The 16,181-nt window shown below is 50.7% G+C and carries 15 protein-coding genes; 2 read left to right on the forward strand and 13 right to left on the reverse strand.

Translation table 11 applies throughout. The features are described 5' to 3' along the window. Positions 1 to 140: 140 nt before the first annotated feature. From BM200_RS18200 to BM200_RS18220, 5 genes are all read right to left on the reverse strand, one after another. Entirely contained in the window at positions 141 to 668 is a 528-nt protein-coding gene (locus tag BM200_RS18200; RefSeq protein WP_091188086.1) for a cupin domain-containing protein, read from the reverse strand. Between the two features lie 92 nt (positions 669 to 760). Further along, positions 761 to 2,305 (reverse strand): 23S rRNA (uracil(1939)-C(5))-methyltransferase RlmD, encoded by a 1,545-nt coding sequence (gene rlmD, locus BM200_RS18205; protein WP_245773082.1) that lies wholly within the window; start codon positions 2,303 to 2,305, stop codon positions 761 to 763. Positions 2,306 to 2,417: 112 nt separating this feature from the next. Beyond that, the gene (locus BM200_RS18210; protein ID WP_091188088.1) at positions 2,418 to 3,332 is read right to left on the reverse strand and encodes a diacylglycerol kinase; all 915 of its coding nucleotides are present in this window, start codon (positions 3,330 to 3,332) and stop codon (positions 2,418 to 2,420) included. A 31-nt stretch (positions 3,333 to 3,363) separates the two neighbouring features. Continuing rightward, complete coding sequence (locus tag BM200_RS18215) at positions 3,364 to 4,140, reverse strand: sirohydrochlorin chelatase (RefSeq protein WP_091188089.1); 777 nt, start codon at positions 4,138 to 4,140, stop codon at positions 3,364 to 3,366. Positions 4,141 to 4,144: 4 nt separating this feature from the next. Then, a complete protein-coding gene (locus tag BM200_RS18220) occupies positions 4,145 to 4,435 on the reverse strand; it encodes a YerC/YecD family TrpR-related protein (protein ID WP_028612369.1) in 291 nt (96 codons plus the stop codon). Positions 4,436 to 4,780: 345 nt separating this feature from the next. Between BM200_RS18220 and BM200_RS18225 the strand changes: the two genes are divergently transcribed. Continuing rightward, positions 4,781 to 5,347, forward strand: coding sequence for a hypothetical protein (locus BM200_RS18225; protein ID WP_091188090.1), 567 nt, complete (start codon positions 4,781 to 4,783; stop codon positions 5,345 to 5,347). A gap of 402 nt (positions 5,348 to 5,749) precedes the next feature. After that, positions 5,750 to 7,099 (forward strand): lytic polysaccharide monooxygenase, encoded by a 1,350-nt coding sequence (locus BM200_RS18230; protein ID WP_091188091.1) that lies wholly within the window; start codon positions 5,750 to 5,752, stop codon positions 7,097 to 7,099. Between the two features lie 53 nt (positions 7,100 to 7,152). Here the strand turns inward: BM200_RS18230 and BM200_RS18235 are convergent, their stop codons facing one another. The 8 genes from BM200_RS18235 to purM all read right to left on the reverse strand — a co-directional run bounded on the left by BM200_RS18235 (position 7,153) and on the right by purM (position 16,179). Beyond that, entirely contained in the window at positions 7,153 to 8,148 is a 996-nt protein-coding gene (locus BM200_RS18235) for an inorganic phosphate transporter (protein WP_091188092.1), read from the reverse strand. A 29-nt stretch (positions 8,149 to 8,177) separates the two neighbouring features. Further along, positions 8,178 to 8,789, reverse strand: a complete 612-nt coding sequence (locus BM200_RS18240) for a DUF47 domain-containing protein (protein WP_091188093.1) — start codon at positions 8,787 to 8,789, stop codon at positions 8,178 to 8,180. 241 nt (positions 8,790 to 9,030) lie between these two features. Then, complete coding sequence (locus tag BM200_RS18245) at positions 9,031 to 10,101, reverse strand: DUF3048 domain-containing protein (RefSeq protein ID WP_091188094.1); 1,071 nt, start codon at positions 10,099 to 10,101, stop codon at positions 9,031 to 9,033. An 82-nt stretch (positions 10,102 to 10,183) separates the two neighbouring features. Further along, entirely contained in the window at positions 10,184 to 11,002 is an 819-nt protein-coding gene (locus tag BM200_RS18250) for an alpha/beta hydrolase (protein ID WP_091188095.1), read from the reverse strand. Positions 11,003 to 11,490: 488 nt separating this feature from the next. Then, positions 11,491 to 12,759 (reverse strand): phosphoribosylamine--glycine ligase, encoded by a 1,269-nt coding sequence (purD, locus tag BM200_RS18255; RefSeq protein WP_091188096.1) that lies wholly within the window; start codon positions 12,757 to 12,759, stop codon positions 11,491 to 11,493. 112 nt (positions 12,760 to 12,871) lie between these two features. Beyond that, positions 12,872 to 14,422: a bifunctional phosphoribosylaminoimidazolecarboxamide formyltransferase/IMP cyclohydrolase gene (gene purH, locus BM200_RS18260; protein WP_091188097.1), complete on the reverse strand. Its 1,551-nt coding sequence runs from the start codon at positions 14,420 to 14,422 to the stop codon at positions 12,872 to 12,874. 102 nt (positions 14,423 to 14,524) lie between these two features. After that, positions 14,525 to 15,136, reverse strand: coding sequence for a phosphoribosylglycinamide formyltransferase (gene purN / locus BM200_RS18265; RefSeq protein ID WP_091188098.1), 612 nt, complete (start codon positions 15,134 to 15,136; stop codon positions 14,525 to 14,527). Further along, on the reverse strand, positions 15,136 to 16,179 hold the full coding sequence (gene purM, locus BM200_RS18270) for a phosphoribosylformylglycinamidine cyclo-ligase (RefSeq protein ID WP_091188099.1): 1,044 nt from the start codon (positions 16,177 to 16,179) through the stop codon (positions 15,136 to 15,138). The genes purN and purM overlap by 1 nt, the downstream gene beginning before the upstream one ends. Between the last annotated feature and the right edge of the window lie 2 nt (positions 16,180 to 16,181).

Genomic DNA, 16,181 nt, shown 5'->3' on the forward strand with positions numbered 1-16,181 from the left:
TAAGCCTATGCCAGTATATGTAATGGTATCTTGAGTGTGAGTGCTCGTAAATAAAGCTCTTGATATAAAATAAGCTCCCTTCCGCCATCAGGAAGGGAGCTTGACTACTGATTACTAATAGACTCGAAAGCTATGTTTACTTAAGTCGTTCCTTGAGCGATTGCTTTCGTTTCATGAACTGTACCATATGGATGCTCAGGCGGTGCATAAATAACATAAACTTTAAGAAGGCGATTACCTGTATTGGTTATATTGTGCCATTTTCCTGCAGGTATCATAATTGCATAGTCATCGTACGCCATTACTTGAAAATCCAAATTTTCTCTGCTATCACCCATTTGAACTAATCCCTGACCTTCTTCAATCCGTATGAACTGGTCAGTTGTCGGATGGATTTCCAAACCTATGTCTTCACCAACATTAATACTCATCAACGTTACTTGAAAATACTTACCTGTCCATAAAGCAGTCCGGTAATTGTTGTTTTGCTTGGTTGCTTGGTCAATATTCACAACAAATGGTCTTGCTCCATAATCCTGTAATGTGATGTTTCCATATGGATTATAGTTTCGATTGTTCCAGTTATAATAGTGGGGATTCCAATTGTTATACCTGTAGCATTGCATTGGATTTTGCAATTGATGCTGATAACCTGAACTAGGATACATACTTATGCTCCTCTTAGTCATTTTCTTATTGACCATTTATCCTATGCAACTGCCTAGATACAGGCAAACAAATTGGGCAAAAGCCCACTAGTTTACAATGAAGAAAAACCGATTTGATTGTCCTGCCGCACCAACATTGAGCAGCACTCCACATGGCTCGTCCACGGGAACATATCAACCGGTGTTACTTCCACCGTCTTATAACCGCCGTCTTCGAGCGTACGAAGGTCACGCGCGAGTGTGGAAGGGTTACAGCTGACATACACGACCCGCTCCGGCTGCATCTTCAGAATGGTATCAAGCAGCGCCGGGTCGCAGCCCTTGCGCGGCGGATCCACAACGATGACATCAGGAATAATGCCTTCCTCGCGCCAACGGGGAATGACAACCTCCGCCGGTCCTGCTTCGAATGAAGCGTTGCTGATGCCGTTCAGCTCCGCATTACGCTTCGCATCCTCGATCGCTTCCGGCACGATCTCAACGCCATACACACGTCCCGCTTTACGGGCGAGGAAGAGCGAAATTGTCCCGATGCCGCAATAAGCGTCGATCACCGACTCCGTCCCGGTTAGCTGCGCATAATCTACGGCTTTGCGATACAACTCCACCGTCTGCGTCGGATTAACCTGATAGAATGACCGGGCCGAGATCGCGAACCGGATACCGTCCAGCTCGTCATAGATCACCTCGCTGCCCCACAATACCCGCGTCTCATCGCCAAAGATCACATTTGTATCGCGAGTATTCACGTTCTGCACAATACTTTTCACTTCCGGCAGCGCCTTACGGATACGTTCCACCCACTGCTCGGCTTGCGGAAGCTTACGGCCGTTCGTAACGAGCACGACCATAATCTCGCCGCTCACAAAGCCTGTCCTTGTCATCACATGGCGAAGCAGCCCCTGGCCGCTCTCCTCGTCATACGCCGATATACCGAGCTCCCGGCCAATGGTCTTCACGATACGGACAACTTCGTCATTCCGGTCATGCTGGATATGGCATTCATCCGTATCGATGATCCGGTGGCTGCCCTTCGCATAAAAGCCCGCAATCAGTTCGCCTTCTCCGGCCGAAGCGCCTACCGGCACCTGCGCTTTATTGCGGTAACGCCATGGCTCGTTCATCCCAACCGTTGGATGGACAATAACCCCAGCCGAATCCACCGCATCTTCGCCCGCCGCGATCTGCAGCTTCCCGATCCGCTCCAACGCATCAACAACATGCTGACGCTTCCAGTTCAGCTGTGCGGTATAATCCATATGCTGCAGCTGACAGCCGCCGCATTTGTCATAGATGCCGCATACAGGCACCACGCGATCGGCGCTGGCATCCATCAGCTCTTGAAGGCGGGCATAGCCGTATGCTTTTTTCACCTTCATGACTTTCGCCCGTACACGCTCGCCCGGGAGCGCCCCCTGGATGAACAAGGTAAAGCCGTCCGCCCGGCCTACCCCTTCTCCGTCATGGGTAAGACCGATAATATCGACGACCACTTCATCATTCTTTTGTACCGGTGCATCTACAACGGCTTCCGACGGAGCTCTTCTTGCTCCCCCGCTCTTCCGGCCGCCCGCCGCAGTCTGTGTATGGCCTTTTCTATTCGAACCCGCATTACGCGTATTGTTTCTGTTCATCATTGCTCTCCGCTTCCTCATCCTATTATCCCTATAGTGTAATGCATCTGATAAAAGAAATAAACCTCCGACAGCAAGCCCTTGGCTCACTATTAGAGGTTTATTCCAATTGCCATTACCGATGACGATAGGTTGCCTCGCCATGTTCATCGGCAAAGATTTGCAAATGCGAGGGCAGCACCGAGAACGTAAACGGCAGCGTACCGCCGTACTCGCCGTCCAGGTTAATCTGGACATAGCTCGGCGATGTCACCTTCATCTTGTTCGTCCGGAAATGAATGACATGCGAATCATTCAAGTGCTCGCCGCGAAGCGCCAGCGTAGCGATCCGGATAAACTCCGCAAGATTACACTTTCTCAGCAAAACAACGTCAAACAGCCCGTCATCCGGCTTCGCATCCGGCGCCAACTTCTCAAATCCGCCAACCGAATTACTGTTGCAAATAAGGAAAAGCATAAATTCCTCATGGAAGCTGCCGACGCCTTCGGCTTCAATCACAAGCTCCGTCGGACTTAAGCGGGTCATCTTCTCTAACCCTTTCAAATAATACGCCAGCTGTCCGATCATCGTCTTCAGCTTAATCGGCACATCATAGGTCAGCTCGGTCAGCGAGCCGCCCCCGGCAATATTAATGAAATAACGCTCGTTCGCTTGACCAACATCGATCGGCCGCGTGTAATTCTGAATAATAAGATCGCAGGCATATTCCCAATGCTTCGGAATGCCCATCGCACGGGCGAAATCATTTGTTGTCCCAAGCGGTAAAATGCCAAGCGGAGGTCTATTCGGCTTATTCGCCATCCCGTTGATTACCTCATAGATCGTCCCGTCACCACCCGCGGCGATGATCAGATCATAATCCCGGTCTGCCGCATCCGCTGCAGCAAGCGTTGCATCTCCCGCTCCAATCGTAGCGTGGCAGCTTGTTTCGATACCTGCCTGATCAAGCTTCTGTAGAATATCAGGGAGACGGCGCTTCATCTCTTCTCTACCCGATGTCGGGTTGTAAATCAATCTTGCACGCTTCATCGATTAACCCACCATTTCTTTCAAAAAACGGTCATCTACCTCTCTGCAATGCGGCCGTCATGCGCCGCTCCAGCCACCGCTCAATGGCCGGATGAGGCAGCATGGCCTGACCGTTATACCGGTACTCAAGGCCCTTTAACCGCGATGGAATGACCGTATTCGTAAAATAACCCTTGCTCAAAAACAGAGGAACGACGATTACCGCTTCATTCGGTCTCTCTTGCTGAAGTGCTCTCAAATGATTTGCCGCCTGGTCAGGCAGCAGCATTGCCGTCGCCGAATGGGCAAAACCACCCAGCTTCCGCAGCCGCTCTGCGAGCTGGTTCAGACCTTGCTGCCAGCGTTCATGAAAGACCTTCTCCTTGCTTCCATGCGCTATAAGCATTACCGTCTCCTGCTTCGGATAGACAGATAGCGGTTTAATATTCGACAGCAGCAGCTCCGCAATATCGGGATCATCATCAATTGGCATGCCGTAATGGACGTTGGCGTTCACCCGGAAAGTTCCCAAATCCCCTTCAAGCTCCGCCGCCTTAGGCAATCCAAAGGCCTGCCCGATCTCATCGACATGCGTGCTGCCGGACGAAATGAACAAAGGCACTACGAATAAATCCGTTACCCCTTGCTCCTCTAACGCATCTATGCCATCCTGAATCAGACGGCCTTCAACAATTTCAAGAAAAGAAGAATAGACCGGCACGCCTTGCACGAGTGGAGAAGCTGCTGCTGCCTCCACCGCCTGATCGACCAGCCGAACCCATTCTGCTTCTCTTGAACCATGGCTGATTACAAGAATGCCTGGCTTCATGGCACTATCTGCCTAAACGCTCTAAAGCCATTTTATACCCATCGTTGCCATAATTCAAACAGCGCTTAACCCGGGAAATCGTCGCCGTGCTTGCACCAGTCTCCGCCTCAATCTGGTTGTAAGTGCTGCCCTTGCCCAGCATGCGTGCTACCTCTAGACGCTGCGACAACGATTGAATCTCATTAACCGTGCACAAATCATCAAAAAAGACATAACATTCCTCAACCGACTTTAAAGTCAGGATAGCCTCGAATAATTGGTCAATCGCTTTATCGTTCAGCTTTTTGAGCTGCATGATCATCCACTCCTCAGGGGCGCGATTACACGCGCATTTCTAGCATTATAATTAATGTCTATTGCTCTTCATTGTAGCTTTTTCAGGGGGTTTTTTCAAGCATTACCGTATTCACGCTTTACAGGACGGAAGAGCTCGATGTAGGTTATTATCCACATTATTTCTATAAAATCGGGTCATTCGTCCAATCGTCACGTTTGCCTATGCCATAGACTAATACCAAGAATACTTCCCTATACGACATACGGGACCAGGGCCTCGCATGCAGGCTGTATAGCCCGGATGGAAGCGGACGGAGTAGGGAAGCAACTGTTCCATAAACTTTGAAAAAAGGTTGTGATCCGCGTGAATTACCGGAACTACCCTGGTGGAGGCGGACATTCGAACCCTCACCAGTATCCGCCGCACTCGCCGCATAGCGGCCATCACCGACGCGGTTATGCTCGAAATACAAGCCAAGGATTTAACAGCTTCCAAAACCCGCTTGGCTTCGGCTCGGAGACCGCCCCAATTCCACCTGCGCCTCCTGTCTTTTCGACCGAAGAGACTATTATACAACAAGAGGACAGCTTGCCTGTCGTTGTTCCGGCAACAGCGGCAGAGCTGGTGGAAACGACGACACCTGCCAAATCCGGCAGCTTTAACATGCCAAGCTTGAATGAGATCAAAGGCTTTGTCGATCGGATTGGCGGCCTGGATGGCATACTGACCACAGTGGGCAAGGTGCAAAAGGTCGTATCCAGTGTGTCTCAGATGGCACCTCTCGTTAAGGTGATTTTTGGCTCCTTCAAAAAGGACTCCGGCAGTGACGTAACGGACGACGATGTTGAATTGGTACCGAAGAAACGCAAGCGCCGCAGAAAACCTACCGGCTCCGCTGGCCGCCGCCGCAAGCGGAAGCGGCAGCGCTAATGTCCGCATGCTTTTTACAGCGTAGGATGAACCACTCCGATTGCAGCCTTTCGCTGTAGCCGGGGTGGTTTTTCTTTTTTATATCTCGTTTGTCGAGTCCTGTAAATGCTGGTACAAGCCCGGCGTGACTTTTGAACTAACCACGATGTCGAAAAACCATTAAGAAGCTCCATCTACCAAGCCCATTATTCAAGTTTTGCGCAGACAGATCTACATTTTGACTATAACATTCAAAATTATGGAAGTTTGCTCCAAAAGACTCATGAGGAATTTCTTCACATCCCCTACAATCATTATAACCTTATAACTTTTAGTCGCTTATTCATACCATCCATTGCACTAGTTTTGTCCGATATAAGCTCGTCGAGTTTATATAAACTTTTTCTTGGGAGGTATGTTTAAATGACCGTATCACGATTGTCACGGCCTACTCCAGCAAAGCTATTTACGTTATGTGCACTGCTTGTACTCACAGCCGTCTCCATGTTTTTCTCATCAGAAAAAGCGTATTCGCACGGTTATGTGGAAGGGCCGGCAAGCCGGGCCGCGTTATGCAAAAGCGGTGCCAATACCGATTGCGGCTCTATCGTGTATGAACCGCAAAGCTTGGAAGCACCAAAGGGCTTCCCTGCTGCCGGGCCTGCAGACGGTAAAATCGCCAGCGCAAACGGGGCTTTTCCAAAGCTCGATGAACAATCCGCAACCCGTTGGGCGAAAGTGAACATGGCTGCCGGCACGAACACCTTCACCTGGAAGCTGACAGCCAACCACTCTACTGCAAGCTGGAAATATTACATGACAAAACCAACCTGGAACCCGAATGCCGCCCTCACCCGTGACTCCTTCGATCTGACGCCATTCTGCTCTGTTGCCTACAACGGCGCGCAGCCGCCTTTCAGCTACTCCAATACCTGTAACGTTCCGCAGCGAAGCGGCTACCATGTCATCCTCGCCGTTTGGGAAGTTGCCGATACGGCCAACGCCTTCTATAACGTAATCGACGTTAATTTCACCGGAACAAATCCGACCGACACGACAGCGCCTTCGGCTCCGGCCTCCCTTGCTGCAACCGCTACTACTTCCACCAGCGTTTCCTTGTCATGGAATCCATCAACCGATAACGTTGGTGTAATCGGCTATAAAATCTACAGAGGCACTACCTTGGCCGCGACTACCTCGAGCACGGGAACAAGCTATACCGTTACCGGTCTGACTGCAAGCACCGCCTATACATTTACCGTCAAGGCCATTGATGCAGCCGGCAACGAATCCGGAGCCAGCAACAGCTTGAGCGTCACAACAGCGGCACCATCTGCCGTTGATACGACAGCACCTTCCGCACCTGGCGGGCTTCATATTATGGGGGCGCCAACCTCTTCCAGCATGATGGTCATGTGGAATCCTTCTACGGATAATGTAGCCGTAACCGGCTATAAAATTTATAACGGGTCGACGCTCGTAACGACAACCCCGGGCAGCGCAACCTCTTATACCGTTACCGGTCTTGCAGCAAGCACAACTTACAACTTCGCCGTATACGCCATTGATGCTGCCGGCAACCAATCCGCGGCCAGCACGGTCAGCGGTACGACAGCCGCTTCTACAGGCGCTGCTGCCTGGGCAGCCAACACGTCATACGCAGTAGGTGCACTTGTCACTTTCAATGGTTCAACCTACAAATGCCTGCAGGCTCACACATCACTAACAGGGTGGGAACCATCCAACGTGCCGGCGCTTTGGAAATTGCAATAAACAAATAAAAAGTGCCGGGAGTCCAATAGGGATTCCCGGCACTTTTGAAGTTCTTAGAAAAACACTTTATCCATTACCCAGAAGATAGCCGCAGCCAAGAGCGCCGTAATCGGAATCGTAATGACCCAAGCGACAACAATCTTGCCGGCAAGCGACCAACGGACACTGGAGAAGCGCTTCGCGCTGCCTACGCCAAGGATCGACGATGTGATAACATGCGTTGTGCTGACAGGCAGCTCCATTACGGTTGCCGACAGGATAACGCCTGCCGAGCCAATATCGGCCGCAAAGCCGTTAATCGGTTCAATCTTGAAGATCTTGGTCCCCATCGTCTTGATAATTTTCCATCCGCCAACGGATGTACCAAGAGCCATGGCGAGTGCTGCCGACAGCTTCACCCACAGCGGAACCTCAAAGTGGTCCTGGATACCGCCCGCTACCAAAGCGAATGTAATAATACCCATCGCTTTCTGAGCGTCATTCGTACCGTGCGAGAACGATTGGAATGCCGCGGTCAGAATCTGACCGAAACGGAAGCCCTTGTTCACCTGATGAGGGCTTGTCTTCGCAAAGATAAGCTTCAGTAACCACATGATAATAAAACCAGCGGAAAAAGCGATCAATGGCGAGAAAATTAACGCTTTAATGATATCCACAAAGCCGCTTGCATTAATGGCATCAAAGCCTGCTCCAGATGCTACCGCACCGGCGAGCGAGCCGATCAAGGCATGCGATGAGGAAGAAGGGATGCCGAACCACCAGGTTAAGAGGTTCCAGACAATCGCCGAAATCAGTGCGGCTATAACGATTTCTACCCCGTTCGGCAAATCTGCCGGGTTGGCGACACCGCTGCCGATCTTTTTCGCAACGCCCGTAAACGTGATCGCACCAACAAAGTTCATGCAAGCTGCCATAATAATAGCTACGCGCGGCTTAAGCGCACGCGTCGATACCGTTGTTGCGATTGCGTTCGCCGTATCATGGAACCCATTGATAAAGTCAAAACCTAGTGCAAATATAACAACCATCCATAATGTGATTGAATCCATTTGAATTGACTCCTACTCTCCGTGTAAGCTTAGCTGTTGCGCATAATGATCGATTCCAGCGTATTGGCCACATCTTCGCAGTAGTCGGTCGTTTGCTCCAACATTTCGTAGATTTCTTTCCGTTTCATCAGCTCAATTGGATCAGTCACATTCGTGAACAGGCTCTTAATGCAGACACGCAGCAAGTCATCCGCTTGATTCTCAAGCTCATTAAGCGCAATATTCGGCTCGCGGATTGCCAGCAGCTTTTTGTCTGTCAACAGATAGATCGCTTTCTTGATTTGGTGCCCGGAACGAAGCAGAATATCGCCAAACAGCGTTATGTATTCGTCTTTTTCCTGAATATTGTACATCTCAAAGCGCGATGCGCATGCTTCAATACCGTCAAGCACATCGTCCAGAGACGAAGTTAGTGCCATAATATCTTCCCGCTCAATCGGGGTAATGAACGTTTTGTTCAGTTCTTTCAGAATCGTATGAACGTATTGGTCGCCTCTGCTCTCATGTTCCTTCATCGTTTTGGCGAACTGAGTAACATCCGACAGGTCCGAAACACCGTTTGCGAAATATTCAATTGCGTCTACCAGCGTATCAGCCATTTCTTCAAACGTCTTAAAGAAAATATCCTTTTTCTTAAACATCTTAATCCCCTTTACCCGACTGGATGGTTAGGCATCATTTTGAAATGAGCCCACAATATCTTAACACAGTTTACTTTATAATTGTTAAGGGAATGTAAAGGATTTATGAAAAGTTTGCGTTTTTGCAAAAAAAATATAAAAAGAAGCACTCCGCACAGGAGCGCTCCGCCATTATATCCTTAAGGCTGTATACGCAGGCACCCTCTACATCTAATTAGAGTGTGTCCGACTTGCATCTTTTTTACCCATAAATCACATGCTCAGCAAATGTTGGCGTATTCGGAACGACATGGAAAAACGTTTTCCCCGGGATAAACGGAAGCTCCGTCCCATCGTTCATCAGCCGGACCATGTTGTCATTGTCTCGTACCCATTCACATTCGGTAACCTTACCATTCTGGAACAGGAGAGCCGATCCTCCCGCATGCAGATCAACCGAGAGTCTTCCGGCATCATCCAGCGTCTTGTGATTAGCGCCCAGTACCACCACATTCGCCGCAGACAGCTGCTCGCCATTGTTCATATCGGTATGGGGCTCATCGTTAACCAAGCGCTTGTACAATCCGCCTGCCGCATCATAATCATAGGAGACCTTGTAATCCTTTAGCAGAAACTTGATTTGAATCGAAGTCGCCGGTGCTCCCGATGCGGTCGCCCCTTCCTCAGCGAATGGATAGGCTGGCACGGTTACATCGCTGCGGTAGCCCTTCTTCTCGGCCCCGGCCCGAAGCTTATCGAGCTCGGAATACAAGTTATGCGGCGCTTTGCGGTCTTTGCTCCGCCAGAAGTATGGTCCCGCATTCGAGATTTCATCCAGATAAGGCTTGTCCTGATGCTGCAAAATATCATAGGCATCATTGCTGGCCCCTGAATGAGCCAGAATAGCGCCATAGCTTTCTCCGATATCAATCAGGTAAGGGCGAATACTGCGGATTGGACCAATCGCATCCGTACCCTTATCGGTACTTTGGAAAATCGCCACAAGCCGCGTTATCCCTCCTTCAGCCAATACTTCCCATACTACATCAGCATTGGTTAGTCCGGATTGCGGACGAGCGGGCTTCAAATTATTAATCATTACCGCAACAGGCCGCGCCGTTGCTTCCGTCTCTTGCTTCAGGCCCGTAAGAGGAGCCGTAAAAGCAAGCTCAGGTGTCGGCTCAACTGATGGTGTTACTTCCGGCTCAGCCGATGCCGTCGGAGCTGGTGTTGCTTCCCCGGCATTGTTGCCTGCACCGCTGCTGCAAGCGGCTAATAAAACAAATAGAAGGACCAAGCTTATTAACCATACACTGCGTAAACGTCTGCCCATGTGTTCCCCGCCTTTTAGAAGAGAATGATAGAGTTCAAAATCGAATACTACCATTTAATCATAAAAAACGGGGCATGTCTTCCTAAATACTCCAGTTATGCCATTCCTGCTGCTGCTTATCGAGCCCTTCCAGCCACCCGGAGGTAACGCGGATCGCTTCCTCCTGATGATGGCGGCTCGAGTACGTATGGTTTGCCTGGAATATAATTTCCTTGTCGCAAAGGCCGTCGCTGCGGGTCCAGAACACCTTCTGGTACAGGAAGCTGTAGTCAACCGGGATCAATTCATCGCTGGTACCGTGGACAAGCAGCACCTCTCCGCCAAAGCGCGTCGCCGCCTGGAACGGCTGATGCTGAAGCAGCGATTCGAAGAACACCGGCTGCAGCGTAAAGCCTGCATAATCCGTGCTTCCTTTCTGTACCGCCTCGTCATAACCGCCGCGGCCAACGATCCGAACAATATCATTAAACGGATAGGCCACCGGGGACCATAAGACAAGACGCTTCACGCGTTTGTCTCTGACAGCCGTCATAATAGCGACAGCACCGCCGAGGCTGTGGCCAAGCAATACGATCCTTCTTGGATCTACGCAGTCCATGCCCGCTATATAATCAATAACGGTTCGAGTCTGGTCGATCATACTGTCAAAGCCCAGCGCGCCGTAATCACCGTTGCTCTCGCCGCAGCCGCCGTAGTCAAACCGGATGACGTAAGAGCCCTGCTCCGCAAACGCTCTTGCCGTCTTCACGAACAGCCGGTCAACGCCAACCCGGCTGCCGACAAATCCATGGCATATAATGATAGCCTGCTTTTTCGAATTGTCCTTTGTATGATCGCTCGGATAATGGAGCGTTGCCGTAAGCTCGAGCCCTTCATGACGCAGCAATAATTGTTTTTCCATAACGATAAGTCCTCCTGCAGTTACGTTCTTTAATCATATAATTTATAATCCCTACCCGAATACTATGAATTAGTTGAGTTCATATTATCATCTGTATGAGGACGGTGTCAATAGCGTTATTCTGCCCGAAATCCCTCTCATCCCAGGATGAAAACGTTCTGGTTTGTCTTTCCGACGAATAGATGTACGCCTCCTTGCTCAATCTATAATCAGCACATTAATGTCCAACCAAGGAGTTGATTCCTATGCCGATGTGGATATCCTGGCTCACTGATCATTGGCTGACGGTTTTATTGCTCGCCGGCATCTTTGTTGCCGTGTTATATATCATTCTTGACCGCAGCCTCTTGTTCTACAAGGAGTAGCCGGCCGCACGCAAGACCAGGTGTTCACGCTAAGCTTCCAGTGCAGCAAGAGAGGAAAAAGCAAAAGCGGTCATGCAGGTGTGGAATACCTGCATGACCGCTTTCTTTGATTTTAAGCGAGCTTTAGCCCTTAAGCGCTTTTGCTGCAATATCGGTACGGCTGTGCATGCCGTCGAAATGAATGACGCTAACCGCTTCATAAGCGCGTGCACGTGCTTCCGCGATATCGCGGCCGCGGCCAACAACGCCAAGAACACGTCCGCCACTGGTTACGATCTTGCCGTCCTGCTCAGCTGTGCCGGCATGGAACACGAGCGCGCCTTGCGCTTCCGCCGCCTCAAGACCTGTAATCTCACGGCCTTTCGGATACGATGCCGGGTAACCTTCCGATGCCACGATGACGCAAACGGCCGCTTCGTCGCTCCATTCGAGCTCAAGCTGATCAAGACGTCCGTTCAGAGAAGCCAGTACAACGTCAACCAAATCGGTCTTCAGGCGCGGGAGCACAACCTGGGTTTCCGGATCGCCCATACGAGCGTTAAACTCGATGGTCTTTGGACCGTCCTTCGTAATCATCAGACCGGCGAATAATACGCCGCGGAACGGACGCCCTTCGCTTACCATCGCTTTCGCTGTCGGAATAATAATGTTCGTGATCGACTCGTCGATAATCGATTGCTCGATATGCGGCAGCGGTGTGTATGTACCCATGCCGCCTGTATTCGGGCCTTTGTCATTATCGAATACCGGCTTATGGTCCTGTGCAGGAACCATCGCTTTAACAGTCTCCCCGTCTACAAAGGCGAGGATCGACATTTCTTGGCCTTCCAGGAATTCTTCGATGACGATCTGATTGCCGGCTGCCCCAAATACCTTATCAACCATCGCTTCCTTCAGCGCCTGTTCGGCTTCTTCCATGGAATAAGCAACCGTTACACCTTTGCCCGCCGCAAGGCCGTCCGCCTTAATAACAATTGGAGCCGATTGCTTGCGGAGATAGTCCAGAGCCGTTTCATACTCCGTGAACGTCTCGTATTTAGCCGTAGGGATATTGTACTTGCGGAGCAAATCCTTCATGAAGATTTTGCTTCCTTCGATTTCGGCAGCCGCTTTGTTCGGGCCGTAGACCGGAATGTTATGTTCCTCGAACGCATCTACGATACCTGCTGCAAGCGGATCATCCGGACCGATAAAGACGAAGTCAATGGACGCATCCTTTGCAAACTTTACTAGCTCGTCGAATTGATTAACCGCAATTGGCACGCAATCTGCAATTTGAGCAATGCCCGCATTACCCGGCGCACAAAATACTTCTTTGACCTTCTCGCTTTTCTTCAGCGCCCAGACAATCGCATGCTCACGTCCGCCGCCGCCAACAACTAAAATTCTCATCGTTTTTCGTTACCCCCTGATATATAAATGCCTAATAGCGAAGCAGTCTTGCCGCCGCATGCCTTACCCGTGCACGCTGCGGCAAAAAGCTCCGCTATCTGAGTTTGATGTCTTAGTGTTTGAAGTGGCGAACGCCAGTCATTACCATTGCGATATTATGCTTATTTGCTGCTTCGATCGACTCTGCGTCTTTGATCGAGCCGCCGGTCTGGATGATTGCAGTGATGCCTGCTTTTGCGGCAAGCTCAACGGTATCGCCCATTGGGAAGAATGCATCGGAAGCAAGTACAGAACCAGCTGCCAGCTCGCCTGCTTGCTCAATCGCAATACGTGCGGAGCCAACCCGGTTCATTTGGCCTGCGCCTACGCCGATCGTCATGTTGTTTTTCGCCAGCAAAATCGCGTTCGATTTCACGTGCTTCACAACTTTCCATCCGAACAGCAGTTGTTTCAGCTCTTCTTCCGTTGGCTTGCGGTCCGTTACAAACTGCAGGTCAGCTTCCGTCAGACTGCGAACGTCGCTCTCTTGTACGAGCAAACCGCCGTCAACCGTAGTAGACAGCCAATCCGACTGGCGCTCTGCAGCAGATACCGACAGCTCGCCAAGCTTTAGGAGGCGGATATTTTTCTTCTTCGTCAGCACTTCGAGCGCTTCCGGAGTAAAGTCTGGCGCGATGATGATTTCAAGGAAGATTTGGCTCAGCAGCTCAGCCGTGTCTGCTCCGATCGTACGATTCGCCGCAACGATACCGCCAAAGATCGAAGTAGGATCGGCTGCGTATGCTTTTTGATAAGCTTCATGAATATCAGCGCCGATACCCACGCCGCATGGATTCATATGTTTTACCGCTACGCAGGCCGGCTCGTCGAATTCCTTCACGATAGCAAGCGCCGCATTCGCGTCGTTAATGTTGTTGTAGGACAATTCTTTGCCGTGCAGCTGTTCAGCGGTTGTAATGTTGCCAACGGCAGCCAGCGGTTTGCTGTAGAACGCCGCTTTCTGATGCGGGTTCTCGCCGTAGCGCAGATCCTGCACTTTCTCGTAAGTAACGGTATAAGACTCAGGCAGCTCTTCGCCAACTTGCTTCGTCAGGTAATCCGCAATCAGCGCATCGTATGCTGCTGTATGACGGAATACTTTTGCCGTCAGGCGTTTGCGTGTCTCAAGGGTAGTGTCCCCGCCGGCTTTGATTTCTTCGATTACGCCGGCATAGTCGCTTGCATCCACGACAACCGTTACGAAAGCATGGTTCTTCGCAGCCGAGCGAAGCATTGTAGGACCACCGATATCGATGTTCTCGATTGCGTCCGCATATTCAACATTTGGATTCGAGATCGTTTGCTTGAACGGATACAGGTTCACGACAACCAGATCGATGTAGTCGAGGCCCAGCTCCTTCATCACTTTCTGATGCTCTTCGTCGTCACGGATCGCCAGAAGTCCGCTGTGAACCGCCGGATGAAGCGTTTTGACACGGCCGTCCAGAATTTCAGGGAAGCCCGTTACGTCGGAGATGCCGATAACCGGAATGCCTTCCTTCTCCAGCAGGCTGAACGTACCGCCTGTCGAGATGATTTGTACGCCTTGAGCTGCCAGCTCACGAGAAAATTCCACAATACCAGTCTTGTCCGATACACTAATTAACGCTCTACGAATTGCCACGCCAAATTGCCTCCTCGAAATAGGTACTTATAAAATGTATAAAAATCTCTATCGAGGCCATTCAGAGATGAGCGGCCGCGAATAGAGGTTATTTTGGTTAAGCTAAGCTGTCACCGTAACGTTGCGTCCATTAAGGGAAACACGGCCCTCGGCAATCCACTGCACGACCTTTGGCAGCAGCTGCTGCTCGGCTGCATGAATACGTCCGCCAAGCGTATCTTCCGTATCGCCGCTCAATACGTCGACGGCGCTTTGCGCGATGATTGGTCCGCTGTCCATGCCTCCATCCACGTAATGAACGGTAACTCCCGTTACCTTCACGCCGTATGCAAGCGCTTGTCCGATTCCATTTACACCAGGGAAGGACGGCAGAAGAGCAGGATGAATATTAATCATGTGGCCGTAAAACGGCTCCACAAGAACAGATGTAATAATCCGCATATAACCGGCCAATACGACCAGCTCGATACCGCGGCGGTTAAGCTCCGCCAGAATTTCCGTTTCATAAGCCTCGCGCGACGGATATTCCTTCGGCACGAAGAGGAAGGTATTGACACCCGCTTTGCGCGCCCGTTCTACAACAGGCGCAGATGGCTTATCACAAACAAGAAGCTCGATGGTTGCATCGAGCCCTCCTTGTCGCACCGCATCGACCAGGGCTTGGAAGTTCGTTCCTTGCCCCGATGCGAAGACGGCTAAACGCAATGCTCCCATTACACGTCCGCTCCTGTAAACGTAACGACGCGATTGCCCTCCGTTACCGTTCCGATTCGGTATGCTGCTTCGCCAAGCTCAGCTGCTACTTTAAGAGCCTCTTCCGCTTGATCAGCTGGAACAACTACGATTAACCCGATGCCCATATTAAATGTCGTGAACATGTCACGGTTTGTAATTGCGCCTTTGTCCTGCATCAGCTGGAAGATAGGCAGGATCGGCCAAGAGCCGTATTCTACATTTACATTTACGCCTTCAGGCAGAACCCGTGGGATATTCTCAATAAAGCCGCCGCCTGTAATATGCGCCATGCCTTTTACATTCACTTGCTCGATCAGCTTCAGAGCCGATTTCACATAGATGCGGGTTGGCTCGATCAGAACGTCGCCAAGAACCTCGTCGTTCAGCTCAGGCAGACGTTGGTCAAGCGCGTAGCCGCATTCTTCAAGCAAAAGACGGCGTACCAGCGAGTAGCCGTTGCTGTGGATGCCGCTTGACGCGAAACCAAGAACAACATCGCCAGGAGCGATTGTAGTGCCATCGATAATTTTCTTTTTATCAACAACGCCAACTGTGAAGCCAGCGATATCATATTCGTCGCCTTGGTACATACCAGGCATTTCAGCTGTTTCTCCGCCAATCAGCGCGCAGCCTGCTTGTACACAGCCGTCAGAGATACCTTTTACAACAGCTTCGATTTTTTCCGGAACGACTTTACCGCATGCCAGATAATCGAGGAAGAAGAGAGGCTCAGCGCCTTGTACGATAATATCGTTTACGCACATGGCAACCGCGTCAATGCCGATCGTATCATGCTTATCCATCATGAACGCCAGCTTCAGCTTCGTGCCAACGCCGTCCGTTCCAGATACGAGCACAGGCTCCTCGTATTTGTCTTTGTTAAGACCAAACAAACCGCCAAACCCGCCGAGATCAGTCAGCACCTCTGGACGGAACGTTTTCTTAACATGCTTCTTCATCCGTTCGACTGCTTCATTGCCGGCAGCAATATCGACTCCGGCCTTTTTGTACGCTTCTGACACAC

Source organism: Paenibacillus catalpae, assembly GCF_900112695.1.
Taxonomy (GTDB): Bacteria; Bacillota; Bacilli; order Paenibacillales; family Paenibacillaceae; genus Pristimantibacillus; species Pristimantibacillus catalpae.